Annotated in this window: 21 protein-coding genes; 9 read left to right on the top strand and 12 right to left on the bottom strand. The window is 38.9% G+C overall.

The window, feature by feature from the left end; translation table 11 throughout:
* Position 1: 1 nt before the first annotated feature.
* Complete coding sequence (locus ACJG85_RS11400; protein ID WP_412476457.1) at positions 2 to 382, bottom strand: RNA-binding S4 domain-containing protein; 381 nt, start codon at positions 380 to 382, stop codon at positions 2 to 4.
* Between the two features lie 79 nt (positions 383 to 461).
* Here ACJG85_RS11400 and ACJG85_RS11395 point away from each other — a divergent pair, with 79 nt between their 5' ends.
* Positions 462 to 1,490: an FKBP-type peptidyl-prolyl cis-trans isomerase gene (locus ACJG85_RS11395; protein ID WP_409680412.1), complete on the top strand. Its 1,029-nt coding sequence runs from the start codon at positions 462 to 464 to the stop codon at positions 1,488 to 1,490.
* Between the two features lie 54 nt (positions 1,491 to 1,544).
* Here ACJG85_RS11395 and ACJG85_RS11390 read toward each other — a convergent pair whose 3' ends face one another.
* Together ACJG85_RS11390 and ACJG85_RS11385 are read right to left on the bottom strand one after the other, a co-directional pair.
* Positions 1,545 to 2,498, bottom strand: a complete 954-nt coding sequence (locus ACJG85_RS11390; RefSeq protein WP_412476456.1) for a transketolase family protein — start codon at positions 2,496 to 2,498, stop codon at positions 1,545 to 1,547.
* 4 nt (positions 2,499 to 2,502) lie between these two features.
* Entirely contained in the window at positions 2,503 to 3,348 is an 846-nt protein-coding gene (locus ACJG85_RS11385) for a transketolase (RefSeq protein WP_409680418.1), read from the bottom strand.
* Between the two features lie 200 nt (positions 3,349 to 3,548).
* Here ACJG85_RS11385 and tgt point away from each other — a divergent pair, with 200 nt between their 5' ends.
* The 6 genes from tgt (at position 3,549) to ACJG85_RS11355 (ending at position 10,792) form a co-directional block, all read left to right on the top strand.
* The gene (tgt, locus tag ACJG85_RS11380; protein ID WP_412476455.1) at positions 3,549 to 4,679 is read left to right on the top strand and encodes a tRNA guanosine(34) transglycosylase Tgt; all 1,131 of its coding nucleotides are present in this window, start codon (positions 3,549 to 3,551) and stop codon (positions 4,677 to 4,679) included.
* Between the two features lie 63 nt (positions 4,680 to 4,742).
* Positions 4,743 to 5,828, top strand: coding sequence for an LptF/LptG family permease (locus ACJG85_RS11375; protein ID WP_409680424.1), 1,086 nt, complete (start codon positions 4,743 to 4,745; stop codon positions 5,826 to 5,828).
* Positions 5,815 to 6,699: a DMT family transporter gene (locus tag ACJG85_RS11370; protein WP_412476454.1), complete on the top strand. Its 885-nt coding sequence runs from the start codon at positions 5,815 to 5,817 to the stop codon at positions 6,697 to 6,699. The genes ACJG85_RS11375 and ACJG85_RS11370 overlap by 14 nt, the downstream gene beginning before the upstream one ends.
* A gap of 106 nt (positions 6,700 to 6,805) precedes the next feature.
* Positions 6,806 to 7,759, top strand: a complete 954-nt coding sequence (locus tag ACJG85_RS11365; protein ID WP_295335257.1) for an acetyl-CoA carboxylase carboxyltransferase subunit alpha — start codon at positions 6,806 to 6,808, stop codon at positions 7,757 to 7,759.
* A gap of 141 nt (positions 7,760 to 7,900) precedes the next feature.
* Positions 7,901 to 9,448, top strand: coding sequence for a replicative DNA helicase (dnaB, locus tag ACJG85_RS11360; protein ID WP_409680430.1), 1,548 nt, complete (start codon positions 7,901 to 7,903; stop codon positions 9,446 to 9,448).
* 84 nt (positions 9,449 to 9,532) lie between these two features.
* Positions 9,533 to 10,792, top strand: a complete 1,260-nt coding sequence (locus ACJG85_RS11355; RefSeq protein WP_412464165.1) for an asparagine synthetase B — start codon at positions 9,533 to 9,535, stop codon at positions 10,790 to 10,792.
* 180 nt (positions 10,793 to 10,972) lie between these two features.
* Here ACJG85_RS11355 and ACJG85_RS11350 read toward each other — a convergent pair whose 3' ends face one another.
* The 8 genes from ACJG85_RS11350 to ACJG85_RS11315 form a co-directional block, all read right to left on the bottom strand.
* Positions 10,973 to 13,105: a S9 family peptidase gene (locus tag ACJG85_RS11350; RefSeq protein WP_412476453.1), complete on the bottom strand. Its 2,133-nt coding sequence runs from the start codon at positions 13,103 to 13,105 to the stop codon at positions 10,973 to 10,975.
* A 57-nt stretch (positions 13,106 to 13,162) separates the two neighbouring features.
* Positions 13,163 to 13,624: a DinB family protein gene (locus ACJG85_RS11345; protein ID WP_412476452.1), complete on the bottom strand. Its 462-nt coding sequence runs from the start codon at positions 13,622 to 13,624 to the stop codon at positions 13,163 to 13,165.
* Between the two features lie 61 nt (positions 13,625 to 13,685).
* The gene (gene cphA, locus ACJG85_RS11340; RefSeq protein WP_412464163.1) at positions 13,686 to 16,310 is read right to left on the bottom strand and encodes a cyanophycin synthetase; all 2,625 of its coding nucleotides are present in this window, start codon (positions 16,308 to 16,310) and stop codon (positions 13,686 to 13,688) included.
* 250 nt (positions 16,311 to 16,560) lie between these two features.
* Positions 16,561 to 17,403: an alpha/beta fold hydrolase gene (locus ACJG85_RS11335; RefSeq protein ID WP_412464162.1), complete on the bottom strand. Its 843-nt coding sequence runs from the start codon at positions 17,401 to 17,403 to the stop codon at positions 16,561 to 16,563.
* Positions 17,404 to 17,434: 31 nt separating this feature from the next.
* The gene (locus ACJG85_RS11330; protein WP_412464161.1) at positions 17,435 to 18,214 is read right to left on the bottom strand and encodes a zinc ribbon domain-containing protein; all 780 of its coding nucleotides are present in this window, start codon (positions 18,212 to 18,214) and stop codon (positions 17,435 to 17,437) included.
* 3 nt (positions 18,215 to 18,217) lie between these two features.
* The gene (locus tag ACJG85_RS11325; RefSeq protein ID WP_412464160.1) at positions 18,218 to 19,312 is read right to left on the bottom strand and encodes a Nif3-like dinuclear metal center hexameric protein; all 1,095 of its coding nucleotides are present in this window, start codon (positions 19,310 to 19,312) and stop codon (positions 18,218 to 18,220) included.
* A gap of 3 nt (positions 19,313 to 19,315) precedes the next feature.
* On the bottom strand, positions 19,316 to 19,924 hold the full coding sequence (locus ACJG85_RS11320) for a hypothetical protein (RefSeq protein ID WP_412476451.1): 609 nt from the start codon (positions 19,922 to 19,924) through the stop codon (positions 19,316 to 19,318).
* Positions 19,925 to 19,962: 38 nt separating this feature from the next.
* Complete coding sequence (locus tag ACJG85_RS11315) at positions 19,963 to 20,529, bottom strand: hypothetical protein (RefSeq protein WP_409680457.1); 567 nt, start codon at positions 20,527 to 20,529, stop codon at positions 19,963 to 19,965.
* A 111-nt stretch (positions 20,530 to 20,640) separates the two neighbouring features.
* Here ACJG85_RS11315 and lpxK point away from each other — a divergent pair, with 111 nt between their 5' ends.
* Both lpxK and ACJG85_RS11305 read left to right on the top strand, forming a co-directional pair.
* Entirely contained in the window at positions 20,641 to 21,660 is a 1,020-nt protein-coding gene (lpxK, locus tag ACJG85_RS11310; protein WP_412476450.1) for a tetraacyldisaccharide 4'-kinase, read from the top strand.
* A complete protein-coding gene (locus ACJG85_RS11305) occupies positions 21,632 to 22,444 on the top strand; it encodes a purine-nucleoside phosphorylase (RefSeq protein ID WP_412476449.1) in 813 nt (270 codons plus the stop codon). The genes lpxK and ACJG85_RS11305 overlap by 29 nt, the downstream gene beginning before the upstream one ends.
* Here ACJG85_RS11305 and ACJG85_RS11300 read toward each other — a convergent pair.
* Entirely contained in the window at positions 22,441 to 24,618 is a 2,178-nt protein-coding gene (locus ACJG85_RS11300; RefSeq protein ID WP_412464157.1) for a tetratricopeptide repeat-containing hybrid sensor histidine kinase/response regulator, read from the bottom strand. The two genes, ACJG85_RS11305 and ACJG85_RS11300, sit on opposite strands and share 4 nt — an antisense overlap.
* Positions 24,619 to 24,628 lie beyond the last annotated feature (10 nt).

Genomic DNA, 24,628 nt, shown 5'->3' with positions numbered 1-24,628 from the left:
ATTATGCCTCCGGTTCAAAATCGAATTCAAAATCTTCTAAATCTCTTCTGTCTTTTTTTGTGGGACGACCAACGCCCGATTTTCGGTTGTGTTCTTTGGATAATCTGAGCATTTCTAAGTGGGCGAATGACTCCGGCGGGGTTTCATCTTTTCGATAAATATCGACCAACTTGGCGCCAACTCGATTCAATGGAATGTCCAATACCGTTATGATGTAGGTAATTTGGTCTTTTCGAAACGTAATTTTATCCATTGGAAAAACTTCTCGAGAAGGCTTGGCTAACTGACCGTTCACAGTAATTTGGTTCTTTCTGCAAGCCTCAGTGACCATATTTCGGGTTTTGTAATATCGCACACACCAAAGATATTTATCCACTCTCATTTTTTTTCCAAAATCAACGTTAAATAGTTCACAAAAATAAATCAATATTGTATCTTGCGACCTCAAAAATAGAATAAAAATGAATAATTTTCTTAGAGTAGCTTTGTTTTTTGTTTTAGTTGTTTTTGCAGCGTCGTGTTCTAAAAACGATGGTAATTCGGTAGCGCCAAAACGAGATTATGCAGAACAATATGCTACTGATTTGGCCAACATTGAAGAGTTTTTGCAAACACATTATATGGTGGTCAACAATAGCCCGGGGAATACACAAGATCAAGACGTTTCTTTTTATCTTATCCCTGAAGGCGGGACACAAACATCTGTATGGAATCAAACAGATTATCCGCTTCAAGCTCATTATGTAGCTCAAGACGATATTACATATAAAATGTATTACATACAATTGCGTCAAGGTTCCGGCCCAACAAGTAATTCACCTTGTAATGTTGATAAAGTTTTAACTTCTTACAGAGGTAGTTATATTTACACTGATACGGAAACTGTAAACGGAGAAGAAGTTGAAACACTAACTCTTAAACAGTTTGAAGAGACCATTACACCGGAAACCTATCTCACTTTATCATCGCTGATAAAAGGGTGGTCAGAAATATTTCCGAAATTTAAAACAGGTAGTTACAGTGCTAACCCTGATGGTACTTTATCTTACTCAAATTTTGGTGCCGGTATAATGTTTATACCTTCAGGTTTGGGATATTATAATAATTCTTCAGGAACTATTCCTTCTTATTCCCCTTTAATTTTTAGTTTCAAATTATACGAAATTCAAAGAGTAGATAATGATGGTGACGGAATACCTTCTTATTTAGAAGACATTAATTCTTCCATTGTTAACGCTGATGGTTCTGTAACACTTATTAATGGTGTTGCCGATGGTTATGTAAGAGTTTTAGAGGAAGATGTCGACAATCCGGATGATACTGATGGCGATGGTATTCCTGATTTCTTAGATATTGATGATGATGGTGATTTTTTTACTACTGCCAGTGAAATCAATAACCCTTTAACAGATGATCCTTATCCTTTTGCGGATATTCCTCTTTGTAGTGACGGAAAGAAGCGACATGTATCAAATGTTTGTCATCACTAAAAAATAAAAAGCCGCTATAATTAGCGGCTTTTCTTTTTATATTATTGAGGAGAATTATTTTCTTTTCATCACTCGCTCTACGGCTTCTACAATAGCTTGGTGATTCAATTTGTATTTTTCCATCAATTGTTCCGGTGTGCCGCTTTCTCCAAAGCTGTCATTAACGGCAACAAATTCTTGAGGTGCAGGTGTGTTCAAAGTTAACACACGAGCCACACTTTCTCCTAAACCACCTAAAATATTATGCTCTTCTGCGGTAACCACACAACCGGTTTTGGCTACCGATTTCAAAATAGCTTCATCATCCAAAGGCTTAATGGTATGGATGTTGATGACTTCTGCGGAAATTCCTTTAGTTTCCAGCGCTTCAGCAGCTATCAAAGCTTCCCAAACCAGATGTCCGGTAGCAATAATAGTCACATCTGTACCTTCGTTTAACATAATAGCTTTTCCGATAACAAAAGGTTCATCTGCCGGAGTGAAATTAGGAACAACCGGACGACCAAAGCGCAAATAGGCCGGACCGTGATGCTCTGCCAATGCAATAGTAGCCGCTTTGGTTTGATTGTAATCACAAGTATTAATTACTGTCATTCCCGGTAGCATTTTCATCAAACCGATATCTTCCAAAATTTGGTGTGTCGCACCGTCTTCTCCTAAAGTCAAGCCTGCGTGTGAAGCACAAATTTTTACATTCTTGTCTGAGTAAGCTACCGATTGGCGAATCTGATCATAAACCCTTCCGGTAGAGAAATTGGCAAAAGTGCCGGTAAAAGGAATTTTTCCACCAATGGTTAAACCGGCTGCTATACCAATCATGTTAGCTTCTGCAATGCCGACTTGGAAAAAACGCTCCGGATGATTTTTCTTGAAATCGTCAAACTTCAAAGAACCAATCAAATCGGCACAAAGCGCCACAACGTTTTCATTTTTTTGCCCCAATTCGGTCATTCCTGCCCCAAATCCGGAACGGGTATCTTTACTTCCTGTGTTTGTATATTTTTTCATAGTTTTAGTAGTCGCCTAAAGTTTCTTTATTTTGTGCCAATCCGATAGCTAATTGCTCGTCATTAGGTGCTTTACCATGCCAAGCGTGTGTGTGCATCATGAAATCAACGCCGTTACCCATTACGGTATGCATTAGCACACAAACCGGTTTTCCTTTTCCGGTTCTGCTTTTAGCCTCTGCCAAACCATTGATGATAGCTTCGATGTTGTTCCCTTCTTTAATTTCTAATACATCCCAATCAAAAGCTTCAAATTTGGCTTTCAAATTACCCAAACTTAAAACATCGTCTGTACTACCGTCAATTTGTTGTCCGTTATAGTCAATAGTAGCAATCAAATTGTCTACTTTTTTGGCAGAAGCATACATGATGGCTTCCCAATTTTGACCTTCTTGTAATTCTCCGTCGCCGTGCAAGGAATACACTAAATGGGCATCGCCATTAAGTTTTTTGGCTTGTGCTGCGCCTATGGCAACCGATAAACCTTGTCCCAAAGAACCCGAAGCCATACGTACTCCCGGTAATCCTTCGTGTGTAGTAGGATGGCCTTGCAAACGGGAATTTAGTTTTCGAAAAGTGGCCAATTCAGCTACAGGGAAATAACCACTTCGGGCTAAAACACTGTAAAAAACAGGCGAAATATGGCCGTTAGATAAGAAAAATAAGTCTTCTCCGATACCGTTCATATCAAATCCTGCATTGCGTTTCATTTGGTGTTGATACAATACAGTAAAAAATTCGGCACAACCCAATGAACCTCCGGGATGCCCCGAATTTACGGCATGTACCATGCGAAGAATGTCTCTTCTGACTTGGGTTGTAAAATCTTGTAAATGTTGTGTGTTTGACATTATAAATAGGATGTATAATTATGGCTCAAAAGTAATTCTAATTTTATAGGAAGGCAAATGATTTTATAACAAGTTATTAAGGTCTTTTCAATAATAAAGTTGCTTCTGAATTCTCGGCAAACAATCTCTGTTAAATAAAATCCTAAATCCTGAAACCTAAATCTGAAATCTTTTATCTTTGCCGACTGTAAAAGAGTACTATGAAATTTGATTTATTAGCCCAAGACCCAAATTCTAAAGCCAGAGCCGGAAGTATTACCACCGATCACGGAGTAATTGAAACTCCTATTTTTATGCCTGTTGGTACCGTAGCTTCGGTAAAAGGAGTACACCAACGTGAACTTAAAGAAGAGATTAATCCCGATATTATTTTAGGAAATACTTACCATTTGTACTTGCGTCCGCAAACGGATATTTTAGAAAAAGCCGGTGGATTGCACAAGTTTATGAATTGGGACCGAAATATTTTAACGGATAGCGGCGGATACCAGGTTTATTCTCTTTCAGCCAATCGAAAAATTAAGGAGGAAGGCGTGAAATTTAAGTCGCATATCGATGGTTCTTACCATGTGTTTACTCCCGAAAATGTGATGGAAATTCAACGCAGTATCGGTGCGGATATCATCATGGCCTTTGACGAATGTACACCATATCCTTGTGATTATCGTTATGCCCAACGTTCGATGCACATGACTCATCGCTGGTTGGATCGTTGTATTAAGCATTTGGAAAAAGTGCCTGCCAAGTACGGTTATGACCAAACTTTTTTCCCTATTGTTCAAGGGAGTACTTATAAAGATTTGCGCCAACAATCAGCCGAATATATAGCCAATGCCGGAGCACAAGGCAATGCCATCGGGGGCTTATCAGTTGGCGAGCCTGCCGAAGAGATGTACGCCATGACCGAAGTCGTAACAGCCATTTTACCACAAGACAAACCCAGGTATTTGATGGGTGTCGGAACACCGATCAACATCTTGGAAAATATCGCTTTAGGCATTGATATGTTTGATTGTGTTATGCCTACGCGAAACGCCCGAAACGGAATGTTGTTTACAGCTAACGGTACCATTAATATCAAAAATAAAAAATGGGAAGATGATTTTTCTCCCATCGATGAAATGGGCCATACTTTTGTGGATACCGAGTATACTAAAGCCTATTTACGTCATTTGTTTGCCGCAAACGAGTTTTTAGGAAAACAAATCGCCACCATACACAACTTAGGGTTTTATATGTGGTTGGTTCGTGAAGCCAGAAAACATATCTTAGCCGGTGATTTCAGAACTTGGAAAGATATGATGGTAAAACAAATGAGCCAGAGATTATAAAAGTTTAAAAGGGTTTATAAGTTTAAGGTTAAAACAATTTTAAACAACATCAAACAATCATTTATGCTCAAGATAATTGACAAATACATCTTAAAACGATACTTGGTAACTTTCTCCGTAATGTTACTGATGTTTATTCCTATCGGAATTGTAATTGATGTTTCGGAGAAAGTCAATCGTATGATTGAAAACAAAGTGCCGTTCAAAGAAATTGCACTATATTATCTGGACTTTACCATTTATTTTGCCAATTTGTTATTTCCCATTTTCTTGTTTTTGTCGGTGATTTGGTTTACTTCAAAACTAGCCAACAATACTGAGATTATCGCTATCTTAAGTTCAGGTATATCATTTAGTCGCTTTATGCGACCTTATATCATAGGTGCAACTATTGTTTCAATTTTTGCTTTAATCATGAGTATTTTTCTCGTGCCGAGTGCCAGCGCCGGTTTCAAAAGTTTCCGATATAAATACCTCATTGGAAACGGACAGAATGAAGTAAGAGACAACTCCGATGTATTCCGACAAATCAGCAAAGACGAATATATTTTTGTGAGCAATTTTAATGAGATTTCGAAGACAGCATTCAATTTTTCTATGGAGAAATTCGAAGGGGATCAATTGAAATACAAACTCATTGCCAGCAGAATTAAATGGAATGAAAAGGAGAAAAATTACTCCTTGTTCAATTACACTAAGCGTAAAGTAGGAGCTATGGGAGACATCATTGAATCGGCTGAAAAAAAAGACACGGTTTTTAATTTCGATTTGGAAGATTTAACACCGGTGGTTTACATAGCAGAAACACTACCGCTTAACGAATTGCATAAGTTTATTGACAAAGAAAAAGCCAGAGGTTCTTCTAATATTAACACTTATTTAGTGGTGCTTTACAAAAAATACAGTATCCCGGTTTCGGCCTTTATTTTAACCATTATTGCGGTTGCGGTTTCGGCCATGAAAAGACGTGGTGGAATGGGAGCCAACTTGGCTATCGGAATTGTACTGGCTTTCGCTTTTGTGTTTTTGGATAAGGTATTCGGTGTTTTAGCCGAAAAATCTACAGCACCGCCATTGTTAGCTGTTTGGACACCTAATATTGTCTTCGGAATTTTAGCTCTTTACCTCTTGCGGAATGCCAAGCGATAACTTAAAAAGCTATCTTCAACTTCATTTGATTGTATTCATTTGGGGATTTACCGCCATACTAGGTGCCCTGATTACTTTGGATGCGATGCCATTGGTTTGGTTTCGTATGTTATTTGCAGTAGGGTTCATAGCTCTTTATCTTTATTATCAAAAACGGTCACTCAGAGTCCCAACCAGAATATTACTACAGTTTTTGTTCTCAGGATTGATCATTGCTCTGCATTGGTTTACTTTTTTTCATGCCATAAAAATTTCGAATGTTTCTATTACCTTGGCCTGTTTATCCACAGGTGCCTTGTTTGCTTCTATCATAGAACCCATATTGTATGGCAAGAAGATAGTGCCTTACGAAGTGTTTTTCGGACTGTTGGTTGTAATTGGGTTATATATTATTTTTAATGTTGAAGGCAATTATTTCTTGGGTATAATCACAGCATTAACGTCAGCTTTTTTATCAGCTTTGTTTGCGGTTATCAATAGTCGATTGGTAAAAACATATGATGCAGCAGTAATTTCATTTTATGAGCTCAGTGGAGGAGTACTCTTTTTTTCTTTTTTACTGTTTTTTATGGATAGTTTTACAATGGAGTTTTTTCATCTATCCGCGAGAAATCTAATGTATTTGCTTATTTTGAGTTCCATTTGCACCGCATATGCCTTTATTGCTTCAACTTCTGTGATGAGGTTTTTAAGTCCTTACACGGTTATGTTGACTATTAATTTAGAACCAATTTACGGGATCATTTTAGCAGTATTGATTTTTGAAGAAAAGGAAAAAATGAGCTTCGGATTTTATATTGGTGCCCTCATAATTTTATCAACCGTACTCTTGAATGCCTTTATTAAAAGCAGAAAAAAAGCAGTTTCATAAAAACATTTTTTGGCTTTGGATTGTTTAAAACTAATCTGCCGGAATTGCTTTTAATCACAATTTAAAATTTTATATTTGCTATTCGTTTAAACAAAACTAACAACCTATGGAATATTTAGATTTTGAACTCCCTATCAAGGAATTAGAAGATCAACTAGATAAATGCCAGTTAATCGGTCAAGAGTCTGATGTAGACGTGACGAACACTTGCAAACAAATAGAGAAAAAATTAGAAGAAACTAAAAGAAAAATCTATAAAAACTTAACCGCTTGGCAACGTGTACAATTGTCTCGCCATCCAAACCGTCCCTACACTTTAGAACACATCACTAACTTAACCAAAGGTACTTTCTTAGAATTATTCGGCGACAGAAATTTCAAGGATGACAAAGCCATGGTTGGCGGTTTAGGAAAAATTGACGGTCAGTCGTTTATGCTTATCGGGCAACAAAAAGGGATTAATACTAAAATGCGTCAATTGCGCAACTTTGGGATGGCCAGTCCGGAAGGGTATCGCAAAGCCCTTCGCTTGATGAAAATGGCTGAAAAATTCAATATTCCCGTGGTAACTTTAATCGATACTCCGGGGGCTTATCCCGGATTAGAAGCTGAAGAGCGCGGACAAGGCGAAGCAATTGCCAGAAATATTTTGGAAATGATTCGATTGAAAGTACCGATTATTTGTGTAATTATCGGTGAAGGAGCTTCCGGCGGTGCTTTAGGTATCGGAGTTGGCGACAGAGTGCTCATGATGGAAAATACTTGGTATTCGGTAATTTCTCCCGAATCTTGTTCCTCTATCTTGTGGAAAAGTTGGGAGTATAAAGAAAGAGCTGCCGAAGCTTTAAAACTGACTTCTACCGACATGAAAAAAATGAAGTTGGTAGACGATGTTATTCCGGAACCGCTTGGTGGAGCACATTACGACAAAGAAACTACTTTCAAAACAGTAGAACAGTATATTATGAAAGCCTTTAACGAGTTGAAAGATTTATCAACAGATGAATTAGTGTCGCAAAGGATGGATAAATACAGCAAAATGGGCGAATTCAAAGAATAAATTCTTACAAAATTTAATTTAAATCCGAAGCCCTATGGTTTCGGATTTTTTTTGGGTTATCAACAAAAAAAGTAAACTTATAAACATCTTTCTTGAATAACTCAATCCTATTAATTTGACTAAATTGGTTACTTTCGTTTTATGGAAAATCTCAGAAATATTAACCCGATTAAAGTAGATAAAACTACCATCATCAATTTAGAAAAAGGCAAACTACCACCGCAGGCGCTCGATTTAGAGGAAGCGGTTTTAGGCGCCATGATGATCGATAAAAAAGGGGTTGATGAGGTCATCGATATCCTGCAACCCGACGCTTTTTACAAAGACGCCCATAAACATATTTTTGAAGCTATTTTTCAGTTATTCACCGATTCGCAGCCCATTGACTTGTTAACAGTTTCCGCTCAACTTAAAAAGAATGGGAAATTGGAATTGGCAGGAGGCGATTTCTATTTGATTCAGCTTACTCAAAAAATATCTTCTTCTGCTCATATTGAGTTTCACTCCAGAATTATTTTACAGAAATACATCCAAAGAAGTTTGATTAAAATTTCTTCGGAAATCATTGAAGAATCCTACGACGAATCGACCGATGTATTTGATTTATTAGACAAAGCCGAATCCAAACTATATGAGGTGACACAAGGCAACATCAAACGAAGTTCCGAAACCGCTCAAAGTTTGGTAATCCAAGCCAAGAAAAGAATTGAAGAAATTGCCAATAAAGAAGGTTTGAGTGGTATTCCCACCGGTTTTGAAAAATTGGACAAAGTGACTTCCGGTTGGCAACCATCGGATTTAATTATCATTGCTGCTCGTCCGGGTATGGGTAAAACGGCTTTTGTTTTGTCGATGGCGCGTAACATGGCTATCGATTTCAACCAACCGGTAGCTGTTTTCTCTTTGGAGATGTCCTCTGTACAGTTGATTACTCGTTTGATTTCCTCTGAAACCGGTTTGTCTTCCGAGAAATTGCGCACCGGTAAGCTGGAAAAACACGAATGGGAGCAATTGTCCACCAAAGTAAAAGACCTCGAAAAAGCACCACTTTACATTGATGACACACCGTCACTCTCTATTTTTGATTTAAGAGCAAAAGCCCGACGCTTATCTTCCCAACACGGAATCAAATTGATTATAGTGGATTACCTTCAGTTGATGACAGCCGGAGGTAGTAACGGTAAAGGCGGCGGAAACCGCGAACAAGAAATTTCAACCATTTCCCGAAACTTAAAAGCTTTGGCCAAAGAGTTGGAAGTACCGGTAATTGCCTTATCACAGCTTTCCCGTGCCGTAGAAACGCGTGGTTCGAGCAAAAGACCTTTGTTGTCCGACTTGCGTGAATCGGGTGCGATTGAGCAAGATGCCGATATCGTTTCGTTTATCTACCGTCCCGAATACTACAAAATCGACGAATGGGACGATGAAGAACAATCACCAACCGCCGGTCAAGCCGAGTTCATTATCGCTAAACACCGTAATGGTTCTTTGGAAAATATCCGTCTCAAATTTATCGGTAGTTTGGGTAAATTTGACAATCTTGAAGAATACGGCAGTAGTTTCGACGATTTGCCTTCGCGCATGAACAGTGATGACAACCCGTTTTTTACCAAGAATTTACCCTCACCAAATGAGGCTTTCGGCAGTAACATCAACAGAGAAGACGACGATAGCGACGTTCCGTTTTAAAATAACAATCCCGATTCCGTCGGGATTTTTTTTATGATTATTTTCACAGAAAATGGGTTATCTTTGGGTAAAATATTGCTTTGAATGTTTAAAAAGTCACTTTACATTTTCTTCCTATTGCTTTCCTTTTCCGCCAAGGCCAATTTTTTATTGTTGCCGATGGATGAAGTAGCGCAGAAAAACCATCTTAAAGCCTACGGTATTACCTACTGGGCTCTCGACAAGCAATACAAAGCGAGTTGGTTACTCAACTATCGAGGTGGTGCTTTTTTACTGCCTGATGCACCCGAAATTCGCAAAGAATGTCAAATTCGAGGTGTGAGTTTTGAGGTGATTTCAGATGCCGAAATGCAGTCCATTTTAGACGATATTTCGAGTCCGTCACAAAATATGGAAACGGTAGTTTTAGAGAAAGCGCCGAAGATAGCCGTTTATTCACCTCCGGGCAAACAACCTTGGGATGATGCAGTAACGATGGTGCTGACTTATGCCGAAATTCCGTTTAAAGTGGTTTATGATGAAGAAGTGCTAAGCGACCAACTCATTTTATACGACTGGTTGCATTTGCATCACGAAGATTTTACCGGTCAGTATGGGAAATTTTACGGAGCTTACCGCAATGCGCCATGGTACATTGAGCAAAAGAAAGAGGCTGAAGCTTTAGCCGAGAAATTGGGTTTCAGCAAAGTATCACAAGAAAAATTGGCTGTGGCCAAAAAAATACGCGACTTTGTAATTGGTGGCGGTTTTATGTTCGCTATGTGTTCGGCTACGGATAGTTTTGATATTGCGCTTTCGGCGGAAGGAGTGGACATTTGCGAGCCCATGTTTGATGGCGATAACAGCGATGCCAATTACCAAGCGCAAATCGACTATAACAATACTTTTGCCTTTAAGAATTTTATTTTAGACAGAAAACCGGAACATTATGAGTTTTCGGATATTGATATGACCGAGAAGCGCCGTATTCCCTTTGAAAAAGATTATTTTACTTTGATGGAATTCTCCGCTAAATGGGATGTGATTCCGAGTATGCTGTGTCAAAACCACACGCAGTTGGTGAAAGGCTTTATGGGACAAACCACGGCTTTCGACAGCGAATTAATCAAATCGAATGTCTTGATTTTGGGCAAAAACGAACTCAACGATGAAGCCCGTTACATCCACGGTCAAAAAGGAAAAGGATTCTTCACTTTTTACGGTGGTCACGATCCTGAAGATTACCAGCATAGAGTAGGTGATGCGCCAACCGTTTTAGATTTACATCCAACCTCTCCGGGTTTTCGTTTGATTTTAAACAATGTTTTATTTCCTGCGGCGAGAAAGAAACCACAGAAAACCTAAAGGTAAACGTTTTAAAAGATGAAATCCCAAATTCCAACACTTGTGTCGGAATTTGGGATTTTTTTAGCCCCGATAGTAGTGGAAATCCTTTTTATTGTTTAGATGAAAAGCCCTTCGACTGCGCTCAGGGTGACAAAACAATAAAAAGATTGTAACGAATAGCGGGATTAGCTTCTGATATTATTTATTATTCTCAATCACGTAGTTCAATACTTTTTGAATCAAATGCACTCGGTCTTTGCCGGTTACGTTGTGTTTGTGCATCGGGTAAGGGAAATAATCGACTTGCTTCCCGGCTTCCACAAACTTTTTGACTAAGGATAAATTGTGTTGTTCTACCACTACATCATCGCTGGTGCCGTGAATTAGCAATAATTTACCTTTTAAGTTTTTCACGTAATTGTATACGGTGTTTTCTTCAAATCCTTTGGCGTTTTCCACAGGGGTGTCCATATAGCGTTCGCCATACATCACTTCGTACCATTTCCAATCGATTACCGGTCCGCCGGCAACACCTACTTTAAATGTATCGGCTTTGCGCAACATTAGGGAAGTGGTCATAAAACCTCCGTAACTCCAACCGTGAACTGCCAAGCGATTGCCGTCAACATAAGGCAACGATTTTAAGTATTCCACACCTTTTAATTGGTCGTCCATTTCGTTATTGCCTAAATTGGCGTGGATGATGCTTTCAAAAGCAAAACCGCGATTGTCCGAACCTCTGTTGTCTATGGTGAATACCAAATAGCCTTGTTCAGCCATCCAATACATCCATAAATTGGCGCCGTCAAGGAAAGAATTGGTAATCATTTGCGCATGCGGTCCGCCGTAAACATACACTAAAACCGGATATTTTTTAGATGGATCAAAATTACTTGGTTTAATCAAACGCGTATATAAATCGGTGGTACCATCGGCTGACTTGATGGTTTTGATTTCGGCTGTACCGATTTCGTACCCTTCGTATTTATTCGGGCTTACTAAAAGTGTTTTAGCTTTAAGGTTTTTATCGTACAGTAATGATTTTGATGGCGTATCATGGTTAGAAAATTCGTCAAAAAACCAATTTCCGTCCGCACTCGGCACTACGTTGTGAACACCTTGGTCTTTGGTGATTAGGGTTTGTTTGCCTTTTAAGTCGACTTTGTACGCCAACATATTGGTCGGGTTGGGTCCGGTGGCTTTAAAATAAATTTCTGTTCCGGCTGTATTGGTTCCAATGATATCGCGAGTTACAAACTGGTTATTGGTCAACTGCTTAATCAATTTACCTTCTAAAGTGTAGTAATACAAGTTTTGGAAACCGTCTTTTTCGCTAAACCAAACAAAGTTATTCGATTTGGCATTTGGGAAAAATGCTTCGTGTTCCGGTTCCACCCAACGTGGATTTTTTTCGTTTAAAATGGTTCTGATAAAGGCTCCGGTGTTGGCATCATATAGGTTTAGACTCATGTCGTTTTGACCGCGATTCAATTCGGCTATCAAAACATATTTTTCATCGGGTGTCCACGATAAGTTGGTTAAATAGTCGTCTTGATTTCCTTTTGGAGCAATGAAAACAGTTTTACCTGTTGCTACATTGTAAATCCCAACGCGTGGTTTTTCGCTTTTTTGACCAATCATCGGGTATTTGATGTTGACCAATTTGCCCGGTGTTTCAGTGATGTCTAACAAAGGATAATCGGCTACTTCAGTTTCGTCTTTTTGATAGAAAGCCAAATAGGAAGCTTTAGGCGACCAAAAAATACCGCCGCTGATACCAAACTCGTTTCTGGCAATCGATTGTCCCGATACGACACCTTTATTGGTTTCGTTGGTTACGGTTATTTTTTCGCCTTTGCTGTTGACGAAGTATAAGTTATTACCTTCGGTAAAAGCTAAGTTGACTTTGTTGTTGTCGAAAGTGGTATTTTCAGCTGTTTCCGGTACTTGTAATGTTTGTTTTCCGGTTTTGGTGTTTACATTATAGGTGAAATATTTACCGTTTTCAGTCACTATAAAAGTGTTGGCATCTAGCCATTGCAATCCAAAGAAGTTTTTCAATTTGGTACCTAAGGCAGTATTAATATCCGCTAAAGAAACCAATTCACTAGCGGTATCATTGGTGGTGGAAGCCGATTTCATTTTGGTCCAAGCATCGGTGTAAAAGACATATTTGTTGGTGTTTGGTATCCATTGAAAACCGGTTAAACCATCGGCTCTGAAGGCACGACCTTGTTGCAATACGGCTTCTTCTAATGTTATTTTTTTCTTTTGCGCTTGCATAGACAATGCCATAAACAAGCTGAGGAAAAGGATAATTTTACGGTTCATGAAGTATAGTTTTTGTTGAGCGTAAATGTATAAAAAAAGGACAATCTTTACTTAGAATTATCCTTTGTTTATGATGTCGTTAACGATTTTCAAATGATGATTGGTGTGTAATTGCAGAAACCAAACCGATGCCTTCAGATTTAAATCACCGAAATATGGATGTGTAAAGTAGCTGTTTTTAGGCAGACTATTAAGGAGTTTGATGTTTTGTTGCGCTTTACTCAGTTTGTTTTTTAAATCTTCCATCGTATTAAACTCTGCTGGTCGAACTTGTTTTGGCGCTTTGGCTTTGCCTCTTGGTATACTGTTTCTCAGTTGAATGTAAGTGCGTTTCCAATTGAGACGCCATTGGTAGTGGTTAGGGTTCGATTCCGCTAATTGAGTGATAATGCCATTAATGACCAATAAGCTATGGTCTAATTGCCAGCCTACGGTTGCTTGAGAAATGGTCGTATTTTGTTTTTCCCAATAGGGTATTGCATTTTCTATTTGGGATAATAAATCGTTTAATTCTTTCATAATGATTGTATTCAAAAAATCCCAAACCTGATTGGATTTGGGATTTTTATTAATGAACCTTTTATAAATTGCCGCCTTCGTTTTCTTTGTCTAAGTATTCCTGAACTATTTCGATGGCGTTGGTCACTACATCACTTAAAGCGGTGATAAAAGTGCCTTCTTGAGCGCTGTTGATGGCGTGTTTGATGGCTTCTACTTCTTTAGTAATAATTTCGTGTGTAACGTTTCTACCGGAAGCATTAATGCCTTCCATAATTAATCCGATGATTTCTTCTTCGGTTCTGCCGCGCAAGTGTTTTTCTTGTCGAATGATGATATGGTCAAACATACGAGCGGCGATAGTAGCGCATTCGCGAATGTCTTCATCACGACGATCACCTACACCGGCAATGATTCCGATTTTTTTACTGGCTTCAACAGTAGATAGAAATTCTTCCACGCCACGATAGCCGGCAGGATTGTGTGCAAAATCGATAAGAACTTTGAACTTTTTGAAGTCGAATATGTTCATACGTCCCGGAGTTTGCGCGGCACTTGGGATAAAGGTTTGCAGCGACAAACTGATGTCTTCCGTTTTGAATCCCCATAAATAACTGGCTAAAGTTGCTGCCAACGCATTAGCAATCATGAATTTGGCTTTTCCGCCTAAGGTTAATGGTACGTGAGTAGCGCGTTCCACTCGGATTTTCCATTCGCCTTTTTTGATGGTGATGAAACCATTTTCATATACCGCCACGATTTTACCTTCCTTAGCAAACTTTTGTACCGTTGGATTATTTTCATCCATACTGAAGTAAGCGATATTACAACTTAGTTCGTTGGCTATTTTCAAGCATTGTTCGTCTTCGGCATTGAGAATGGCCCAACCGTCTTTTTTTACCGAACGCACTACTACGCTTTTTACGCGTGCCAAGTCATCTAAAGTATGAATGTCGGCCAAACCTAAATGGTCTTCCTGAATATTGGTAATGATGGCGATGTCACAGCGGCTGAAGCCTAAACCGGCTCTAAGTATTCCGCCACGAGCTGTTTCTAAGACGGCAAATTCTACCGTTGGGTCTTTTAAGATGTACTCGGCTGATAATGGTCCGGTAGTGTCGCCTTTTTCCATCATGTGGTTTTGGATGTAAATCCCGTCGGAGGTAGTGAAGCCAACTTTATAACCGTTGTTCTTTACAATATGTGCTAACAATCGGGTAGTGGTGGTTTTACCGTTGGTTCCGGTTACGGCTATTATTGGGATGCGACTTGGTTTGCCCGGCGGATAGAGCATGTCAATTACCGGTGCGGCCACGTTTCTTGGTAAACCTTCACTCGGTGCTAAGTGCATGCGGAAGCCCGGAGCGGCGTTGACTTCCAAAATACAACCGCCGTTTTCTTTCAACGGTTGCGTTAAGTTTTCGGCCATAATATCGATACCGCAAATGTCTAAGCCAATAACTCTGGAAATTCTCTCGCACAAGAAAATATTTTCCGGGTGCATCATGTCGGTTACATCTATAGACGTTCCTCCGGTGCTTAAGTTGGCGGTTGATTTTAAATAGACTATTTCCCCGTTTTTCGGAACAGTATCAACCGTATAATTTAGTTTTTCCAATAAATCTAAAGTATCGCGGTCAACGTCAATTTGGGTTAATACGTTTTCGTGTCCGTAACCGCGTCGTGGATCGCGATTGGTTTCGTCGATGAGTTGTTGGATGGTTTGCTTGCCATCGCCTATTACGTGAGCCGGTTCGCGTTTGGCTGCGGCTACTAATTTGTTGTCGATGACCAAGACACGGAAATCAAATCCGGTGATGAATTTTTCCACGATAACGCGTCGGCTGTATTTTTTAGCATATTCTAACCCGGCGACAGCATCTTCCCAAGTGACTACATTAATCGAAGCACCTTTTCCGTGATTGCCGTCGAGTGGTTTGATTACGATGGGATAACCGATTTTTTTGATGGTGTTTTCCAAATCCTCTTCGTCCACACAAATGCTGCCGCTGGCTACCGGAATGGAAGCTAAGTCGAGCATGCGTTTGGTTTCTTCTTTATTACAAGCGATATCAACGGCTATGTTACTCGTTTTACAAGTAATGGTCGCTTGGAAGCGCATTTGATTGACGCCGTAACCCAATTGTACTAAGGAATTGGTTCCTAAACGAATCCATGGAATATCACGGGCAACGGCTTCGTCTACGATACTTCCTGTGGAAGGACCGAGGCGCACACGTTCCCGAATTTCACGCATTTTTTGGATGTCGGCTTCTACATCGTAGTCGGTCCCGGCAATTAAAGCTTCGGCTATGGCTACCGAACTTTCCGCGGCAAACATACCTACGCTTTCTTCGGTATAGCTGAAGACAACATTGTAAACGCCGGGAGTTTTGGTTTCTCGGGTTCTTCCGAAACCGGTTTCCATACCGGCTAGGGTTTGTATTTCAAGAGCAATGTGTTCAATAACGTGCCCCATCCAAGTGCCGCGTTCGATGCGGGAGAAGAAGCCGCCGCGAACTCCTTCGGAGCAACGGTGTTCAATCATGGTGGGAAACATGGCTTCTATGCGTTCGCGAAAACCTTCGATTTTGTTGGTGGGAAATTGCTCCATTTCCTCGAGGTCTAAACGCATTTGGATGAGTTTTTTACGTTGTACACTCCAAAGGTTCGGTCCTCGTAAAGCTTGTATTTTTAGAATTTTCATAAAGTAAAAGGAATTGTAATGTGATTGTGTAATGATTTTGTTAAAAATAGGAAATAATTGTTTTTATCCGACAAGTTTTTTAAACAAAACCCAAAAAAGTAGTTCCGGTTCCGATGGTTTGCTTTTTGAGTATTGATAGTCAGTAAGTTAAAGTTTTCTGACGCAAAAGGCCATCGCTATTTAGCCCCGATGGAAGTGTCACCTTGTAGAACGGACAGCGGGAATATGGACGGCAAAAATGCCCAAGCCTTTACGCTCCGACAAATTCGGCTATTTTTTTATAAAGTGCTTTGTCGTGCATGCTGTGGCCTAAACCTTGGGTTTCGATGTAAATGGCGTTTTTCCAGGCTGCGGCGTATTGGCGCCCTTCTTCGACTTTGATTACCGTATCGTCTACATCGTGAGCGATGATGGCTTTTTGGGTGAAGTTTTGGGCAAATAAATGTCCGGCAAAGTCGTTAATGTGGATGTTGAACTTTTCGTGGTAAAATTTCTCGAGTTGATGTTGTACCTTTTTATTCAGACTCAACAAGTTGATAAAGTTGTCGCTGATTTTTTTAAAGCTTGATGGCGCGCCTAACAAGACGATTTTATCAATTTGGTCGTTAGGATATTTGTTTAAATAAAAAGCTATAGCAGCGCCACCGATAGAGTGACCGATTAGGGTTTGGGGTTGGTGTTTTTGGATGAGCAGGTGGATGAATTCGGCATAACGCGGTGCGTTGAACTCTTTGCCGGTACTTTGTCCGTGAGCAGGCGCATCGATGGCAATGATGGTTTTGCCTAGAGGTTTTAGGTATTGCAATAGTTTTTTCCAACGAGAAGCATTGCTTTCCCAGCCGTGAAGCAGGAGTATTTTATCTTCGGAGCCTTGCCAAAGGTAGGTTTGAAAATCTTCACCATCGTAGGTTAGTGTTTCCTGTTGGGCGCTTTGCAAAGTTTTAGGCAGCTTTCCGTTTTTGATTTTGCCTTTTCGGGGTTGGCTAAAAATGGTATAGGCGATATGCTTGGCTTTTTCAGGATTAAAAAAGCTGATAAGGTTGATGTACAAACCAACCAATTTGGTGAGTAGAAAGTATTGGATTTTCTTCATAAAAAAATCCCGAACTGGTCGGGATTCCTTATTATAAGTGAGCAAATAATTGTTGCATTTTTTCTCTTTCTTCCTGAGCTAAGGCAGCATCAACTAAGATTCTTCCGGAATGCTCATCGGTGATGATTTTTTTGCGGGCTGCAATTTCCACTTGTGTTTGCGGTGGAATGGTAAAGAATGAACCGGCTGAGGCACCACGCTCGATAGATACTACGGCTAAACCGTTGCGAACGCTGGAACGGATTCTTTTGTAAGCGGCTAACAAACGCTCTTCGATTAAGGCTTCAAATTCGGCTGATTTTTCCATCAAGAAGTTTTCTTCTTTTTGGGTTTCGGCCATGATATCATTTAATTCTGCTTTTTTGTGTTTTAAGTGCGCGGTTTTTTGTTCCAAACGCTCTTTAGAAGTAGCAATAACTTCTTTTTTGTGCTCGATAGAAGCCTTTAATTCTTTGATTTGTTTTTCGGCCAATTGGATTTCCAATTCTTGGTATTCTACTTCTTTGGTTAAAGAGTTGAATTCTCTGTTGTTGCGAACGTTTTTTTGTTGTTCGGTGTATTTTTTAATGGCCGCTTGATGCTCTTCGATGGCACTTTTTTTGGCTTTGATTTGTTCTTCTATAGTAACTAAATCGCTTTTTAATTTGTCTAAACGAGTGCTCAAGCCGGTAACTTCATCTTCTAAATCTTCCACTTCTAAAGGTAATTCTCCTCTAACGTTTCTGATTTCATCAATTCTGGTATCTATGATTTGCAAGTCATAGATTGCTCTTAATTTGTCTTCAACACTTAGTTCTTTTGTAGTCGCCATATTTTATAAGTACTTAACTGGATTTGTATTTTCTTCCGAAAAAATGATGGCAAAATTAAGTATTTTTTTCTTAAGAAAATCAACAATATAATTTTTTGTAAATCTTTCACTTTCAAAGTGTCCGATATCGGCTAAAACCAATTGATTTTCAGCTTCGTAAAAGTTGTGGTACTTTAAATCGGCTGTCAGAAAGATGTCGGCACCCGCTTGTTTGGCATTTCCGATGGCAAAACTCCCAGAACCGCCTAAAACGGCTATTTTTTGAATAGGTTTTCCCAATAAGGCACTGTGTCGGATTCCGCCGCATTGCATGGTGTCTTTCACAAAGGCTAAGAAATCAGTTTCAGCCATTGGTTTTTCGAGTTCGCCTATCATACCTAAACCGATATTTTGGTGAGCATTTTGCAATTCATAGATTTCATAGGCTACTTCTTCGTACACATGATTTTTGAAAAGTGCTTGGAGGATTTTAGACTGTAAGTGTTTCTCGAAAGTGACTTCGATTTTGATTTCTTCGTTTTCCACAAACTCAAAGCGTTGTCCGATTTCGGGATTGCTGTCTTCGTTGCCCATATAAGTTCCAATGCCTTTGGAGTTGAAACTACAATCTTCGTAGTTGCCAATTTTTCCGGCTCCGGCATCGAATAGGGCATTGCGCAACTGTTCAACGTTTTCAGGTATGGTGTAAGTGACTAATTTTTGAATGAAATTCTTTTTGGGTACTAATATTTTGGTGTTGGTCAAGCCAAGTGCATCGCAGAAAATTTTGTTTACGCCGTGTTTGTGATTGTCCAAAGCTGTATGTACAGCATAGATGGCAATGTCGTTTTTGATGGCTTTGAGGACAGCGCGTTCCACATAATTTTTTCCGGTAATTTTTTTCAAACCCGAAAAAAGAATGGGATGGAAGCATACTACCAAGTTACACTTTTTAGCAATGGCTTCGTCAATGACGTTTTCTAAAGCATCGTGGCAAACTAAGATTCCGGTGGCTTCGGCATTAATATCGCCTACCAGTAAGCCTACATTGTCAAAATCTTCGGCATAAGCTAAAGGTGCCATTTCTTCTAATATCGGGAGAATCTCTTTTATTTTCATATTTTATTTGTAAGCGTCAATTTTGGTTAGTTTAATTTGCCAGTTTTTATCAACATCGAAAAAGTAACGGATGTCATCAAACCGTTTTATTCGATAAGCTTCAATTTCTGCTTCGGTGTATTCCGTTTCACTCTTGTCGTTTTCATCTCTTATATGAATGGTGTTTTTCTCGATGTACAGGAAACAAATTTGGTGCAGTTTGGCTTCATAAATACATTCTACTTCATATTCTTTGCCTTCCTCATCAGTGTAAGACAAAGAGATGTTTTCTTTTCTTACCAATTCGTCTAAAGTGACATTTTTAATCACGGCACATAAAGCTTCCGGAAAAAATTGTTCCATGTTGAGGTTATACTCATCACTAGTTAATGAAATATCTTCACCACCTTCGGCATCACGCTCTTTGGCGTATTGCCAAGACATGTAAGTGTCGGTTTCTATGGGAAATCGCATGTAGGACTTTAGCGCTACCAAGTCGTTTTCAAAAAGGGCTGTTTTGAACGCATCAAAGTTGGATTTAGAATAATCATTTTGCGTTTGAACTTTTCTTTTAGGAGCCGAATTGTTTATCTGAATGTCTTGGTTGCCTTGCTTACACGAAAAGCAAGCCATAACACCTATCAGACAAATAATTTTTATTAGGTTATAATTTACGTTGCCCATTCGTTCAAGTATTCCTTAATAATCCATTCGTTGTTGACTTTTTCGAGTAACAAGAAACGACCACTGTTGTGTTCTATATTTCTGTAAAAAGCCACTTTTACCAAGGCAAAATGGTTTTTAGCAAAGTAAATCGGTTTATTGATGATGAGTAAACGTTGGTTGTTTTCGCCGAATTTTTTGGAGATTTCCTGAAATTCTTCGAGTGAAACGCAATTGTTTACTTTACTTTTTAAATATTGATTTTGGTTGTTGAAGAGTAGGTTGTATTCTGTCGACCAATCTTCGTTTAAGCCAATAATGATTTGTTTTTTGATTTCGGCTGTATTTTTTTTCAGGAGGGAATGACCGTTGATTACCTCAATAACCTCTTCGTTATTGGGCGCTTTTTGGCAATAAAGACTCAACAGTTGTAGTCGGCCTTTGGCAATTACTTTTTCGTTTTTGTAATATTTGGTAAGGATAATTTTGAGAATAGCCGCATTGTCTGCTTCTTGAGCGAAAGCATTGATTTGAAATAAGCCCAAAAAGAAGAACAATATAAATTTGATTTTCATTTTAAAAGGTTTATCAAATAGGATTCAAGTTGGTTATTTGTCATTATAGCTTCAAAGATAAAAGATTAAAAAATAATTCGTGCATTCGTGTTAAATAATTACTTTCGTAGTATGACTTTGTTGCGAAAATTACTTTTTCCGATAGCCGTTTTGTATGGCTTTATTACTTCGATTAGAAATTATCTGTATGATAAAGGCATTTTAAAATCGTATGCTTTTGATGTTCCGGTTATAGCCGTTGGCAATTTAAGTGTTGGCGGTACAGGGAAAACCCCTCAAATTGAATATTTGGTAAGATTACTTTCTCCAAAATACAAAGTGGCTACATTAAGCAGAGGCTACAAAAGGAAATCCAAAGGGTTTGTTTTGGCTACCGCTAATGCAAATGCCGATTTGTTAGGGGATGAACCTTACCAATACTTTAAAAAATTTCCTCAAATTCATGTAGCTGTTGATGCCGACAGACGTAATGGGATTACCCGGTTGTTGGCGTTACAAAACAAGCCGGAAGTTATTTTGTTAGATGATGCCTATCAGCACCGTAAAGTAAAAGCCGGATTTTATATTTTGCTCACCACTTACCATGATTTGTTTTGTGATGATTGGATGTTACCCGCCGGAAACCTTAGAGAAAGCAGGTACGGTGTAAATAGAGCCGATATGATAATTGTCACAAAATGTCCCAAGGATATTACAGAAATTGCGCAGGAAAAAATCAGGCAATGCATTGGAGTTGACAAACCGATTTACTTCAGTTATGTGGATTATGATTCCAAGGTGTACAATGAAACCGACAGTTTGGAAGTATCAGAGATTAAAAAACAACCTAAAGTTTTGTTAGCCGGTATAGCTAAACCTAAACCATTTGTCGATTTTTTAAAAGCTGATAATGATTTGGTTATCACTTATCCGGATCATCACCACTTTACAGAAACAGATGTAAGGGTAATAAAAGCGCAAGCAGGCTCAAAAATTATTGTTACAACCGAAAAGGATTTTGTACGTTTGGAGGCTGAAATTTTAAGAAAACAATTATATTATTTACCCATCAGAAGTCAGTTGGTCAGCCGCACTGAAACTTTTGATGAAACCATTTTAAATTATGTGGGAACTTGTACAGGAAACCGTTAGTTACATTAAAAACAAAACCAATTTTACACCGGAGTACGGTGTGATTTTAGGCTCAGGATTAGGAAGTTTTACAGACGACATCAAAATCGAATTTACTTTGCCTTACCATGACATCCCTAATTTCCCCGTTTCAACTGTTGAAGGCCATAAAGGCGCTTTGGTTTTCGGAACAGTGGGTGATAAAAAAGTAGTGGCTATGCAGGGAAGATTTCACTACTACGAAGGCTATACTATGCAGGAAGTTACATTTCCGGTACGAGTAATGAAGTATGTCGGCGTTACTAAACTCATAGTGTCTAATGCTTCCGGTGGAGTTAATCCGAAGTATAAAGTAGGTTCTATTGCTGTAATTACCGACCATATTAACATGATGCCCGAACATCCTTTGCGCGGTAAAAATGATCCTCGTTTCGGGCCACGTTTTGTAAACATGAGTGAACCTTACAGTTTGCCTATGATCGCCAAAGTAAAAGACATTGCTCAAAAAGCCGGTATCGAAGTTTTTGACGGTGTTTATTTAGGTTTGCAAGGGCCAACATTTGAAACGTTACACGAATACAAAATGGTTAAAACTATTGGTGCCGATTGTGTAGGAATGTCCACTGTGCCAGAAGTTATAGTGGCTCGTCACATGGAATTGGAAACTTTCGGGATTTCAGTCATTACGGATATTGGGAGCGAAGAACATTTGGAGTCCATTAGCCATGAAGAAGTTTTGAAAGCCGCTAATGCCGCAGAACCTCATGTAAGACACTTAATCAAGGAATTGATACTGCAATATTAATGTTGCTTAGAAAGGCAAAATGCAATAACCCGATAGAAATTTTCCGGTTCAAAAGGCTTGGTAATCACCTCAGTCATTCCGAAAGACAATAGCATTTCTCTGTTCTCATTCAGAGAAATCGCTGTTAAGGCTATGATGGGAATCTTGGTGTCAAATTCGCGGATATTTTGCGTAGCAATAGTACCGTTGATACCCGGCAAGTGCACATCCATCAGTACCAAATCAAAGGAATGTTGGTTTTTTAAGACTTCAACAGCTTCCTCTCCGTTATCGATGATTTTGCATTTGATGCCTTTGTTTTCCAACATTTTTTTGGTAACCATTTGGTTGATTTTATTGTCTTCAACGACCAAAATATATTTGCCTTCTAAAATCTCATCAGAATAAGTGATTTGTATAGTTGGCTTAATTTCTTTGGTGCTGTTGGCCAAGTTCAGTTCAACTTGAAACACGGTTCCAATACCTACTTCGCTTTCTAATGAAATTTCTCCGCCCAACAAATCGACCAGTTTTTTTACGATGGTTAATCCCAATCCGGTGCCGCCGTACTTGCGATTGATTTCGATGGAACCTTGCGAAAAACTGTCGAATATGGTTTCTTTCTTCTCTTCAGGAATCCCAATACCGGTATCGCTGACACTGATCTTGATCCTGCAAAAGTCGGTTTCTTTTTCGGTCACAACTGCGCTGACCTTTACTTCACCTTGATGGGTAAACTTAAGTGCATTGTTGATGAGATTGATTAATATTTGTGATAGTTTAGTCGGATCGCCCAGCAGGCTTTCTGGAATTTGATCATCGATTTCGAGGGTAAAGCGATTTTCATTTTTAGCTGCGATTTCATTCATCGAGTTTTGAATGTCAACCAACAATTGCTTAAAGTTAAAGTCGATGTATTCAATTTCGATATTGGTTGATTCAATTCGGTTGATTTCGAGAATTTCATTGATAAATGTTAACAAATAATTCCCCGAAAACTTCAGTGAATTGAGATAATGCAATTGGTTTTTCTTAGGGTTATCCTCAATCAACAAGTGTGTAATTCCGTTGATTGCGTTAAGTGGCGTTCGCAATTCATGACTCACCGTAGAAAGAAATTCCGCCCTGGCTTTAGACGCTTTTTCCGCTTTGTCTTTGGCTATTTGCAGTTCTTTATTTTTTTCTTGCAACAGTTCATTGGATTTTCTGCGGATGATATTGTTTTTGTACAATGATAAGCTCAATAACGACAATATAGAAATTAGAGCGATACCCAAAATGCTGATCAGTTTGACAAACTTGTTGGTTTTTTGTTGGATCTGACTTTCTTTGGTCATTTGTTCAATGGTTTTGATGCGTTCACTTTCTTTGAAGTCCATGAAGTCATCACTCGATAATTTGGCACTGTTGTTTTGCAGCAAACTGTCTTTTATTTGCAAATGCTCTTTGAGAAATTGGTGTGCTTTTTCGGTGTCTAATAGTTTTTCGTAGGCTTTGCTTAGTTCTAAAACTATGGCTGATTTTTGTTCTAAATCGTTTCCTTTTTCGTTGAGTTTTAAGGCTCGATTAAGATAATTAACCGCCAAATTATTATGATTTTCTTCGCGTTCAATCATGCCCAGTTGGTACATGGCTTCGGCTTTGAGTTTGTGAATATCTTTGTTGTCGGGTTTGGCAATAATTTGGTTAAAAAGCTTAGAAGCCAACTCATTTTTACCGCGTTTTTTGTACAAAATGGCTTTTTGAAGATTCAGCGGCTCCGAAGCGTCAATCTTTAATAAACCATAAACAGATTGTGATTTGTTAAAAAAGATTTCTGCCTTATTGAATTCATCCAAATTCATGTAGCACATTCCAATATCGTAATAGCAAATGGCTTGTTGTGTAGTAGGAGGAAAGGCACTTAAAAGTTTGATACACTTTTCAAAAACATCTATGGCATCTTCATATTTCTTCAATTCGTAATAAGTAGTCGCTAAAGAATATTGCGCTAAAGCTTCCGATTTTTTGTTATTGTTGGCCTTAGAAAAATCAATAGCCTTTTGAGAGAAATACAAAGAAGATTTGTAGTTGTCAGTTTTTCGATTAAAAACTGCCAGGTCGATATAGTATTTGGTACTGTCAACTTTGCTTAGTGGTTTCTTTTGACCGAAACTCATCGCCGGTAACAATAAAAATAGCCAAAACCATTTCATAATCGGATAG

It is taken from the genome of Flavobacterium mekongense (assembly GCF_047038255.1).
Taxonomy (GTDB): domain Bacteria; phylum Bacteroidota; class Bacteroidia; order Flavobacteriales; family Flavobacteriaceae; genus Flavobacterium; species Flavobacterium mekongense.
The sequence above is the reverse complement of the archived record's forward strand: the minus strand, read 5'-3'. Positions and strand labels throughout refer to the sequence as shown.

Coding starts and splice junctions, on each gene's coding strand:
- ACJG85_RS11370 (WP_412476454.1), top strand. CDS start 5,815: ATGCCAAGCGATAACTTAAAAAGCTATCTTCAACTTCATTTGATTGTA.
- ACJG85_RS11300 (WP_412464157.1), bottom strand. CDS start 24,618: ATGAAATGGTTTTGGCTATTTTTATTGTTACCGGCGATGAGTTTCGGT.
- lpxK (WP_412476450.1), top strand. CDS start 20,641: ATGACTTTGTTGCGAAAATTACTTTTTCCGATAGCCGTTTTGTATGGC.
- cphA (WP_412464163.1), bottom strand. CDS start 16,310: ATGAAAATTCTAAAAATACAAGCTTTACGAGGACCGAACCTTTGGAGT.
- ACJG85_RS11385 (WP_409680418.1), bottom strand. CDS start 3,348: ATGTCAAACACACAACATTTACAAGATTTTACAACCCAAGTCAGAAGA.
- ACJG85_RS11325 (WP_412464160.1), bottom strand. CDS start 19,312: ATGAAAATAAAAGAGATTCTCCCGATATTAGAAGAAATGGCACCTTTA.
- ACJG85_RS11390 (WP_412476456.1), bottom strand. CDS start 2,498: ATGAAAAAATATACAAACACAGGAAGTAAAGATACCCGTTCCGGATTT.
- ACJG85_RS11315 (WP_409680457.1), bottom strand. CDS start 20,529: ATGAAAATCAAATTTATATTGTTCTTCTTTTTGGGCTTATTTCAAATC.
- ACJG85_RS11330 (WP_412464161.1), bottom strand. CDS start 18,214: ATGGCGACTACAAAAGAACTAAGTGTTGAAGACAAATTAAGAGCAATC.
- dnaB (WP_409680430.1), top strand. CDS start 7,901: ATGGAAAATCTCAGAAATATTAACCCGATTAAAGTAGATAAAACTACC.
- ACJG85_RS11350 (WP_412476453.1), bottom strand. CDS start 13,105: ATGAACCGTAAAATTATCCTTTTCCTCAGCTTGTTTATGGCATTGTCT.
- ACJG85_RS11395 (WP_409680412.1), top strand. CDS start 462: ATGAATAATTTTCTTAGAGTAGCTTTGTTTTTTGTTTTAGTTGTTTTT.
- ACJG85_RS11305 (WP_412476449.1), top strand. CDS start 21,632: ATGTGGGAACTTGTACAGGAAACCGTTAGTTACATTAAAAACAAAACC.
- ACJG85_RS11345 (WP_412476452.1), bottom strand. CDS start 13,624: ATGAAAGAATTAAACGATTTATTATCCCAAATAGAAAATGCAATACCC.
- ACJG85_RS11375 (WP_409680424.1), top strand. CDS start 4,743: ATGCTCAAGATAATTGACAAATACATCTTAAAACGATACTTGGTAACT.
- tgt (WP_412476455.1), top strand. CDS start 3,549: ATGAAATTTGATTTATTAGCCCAAGACCCAAATTCTAAAGCCAGAGCC.
- ACJG85_RS11355 (WP_412464165.1), top strand. CDS start 9,533: ATGTTTAAAAAGTCACTTTACATTTTCTTCCTATTGCTTTCCTTTTCC.
- ACJG85_RS11365 (WP_295335257.1), top strand. CDS start 6,806: ATGGAATATTTAGATTTTGAACTCCCTATCAAGGAATTAGAAGATCAA.
- ACJG85_RS11400 (WP_412476457.1), bottom strand. CDS start 382: ATGAGAGTGGATAAATATCTTTGGTGTGTGCGATATTACAAAACCCGA.
- ACJG85_RS11335 (WP_412464162.1), bottom strand. CDS start 17,403: ATGAAGAAAATCCAATACTTTCTACTCACCAAATTGGTTGGTTTGTAC.
- ACJG85_RS11320 (WP_412476451.1), bottom strand. CDS start 19,924: ATGGCTTGCTTTTCGTGTAAGCAAGGCAACCAAGACATTCAGATAAAC.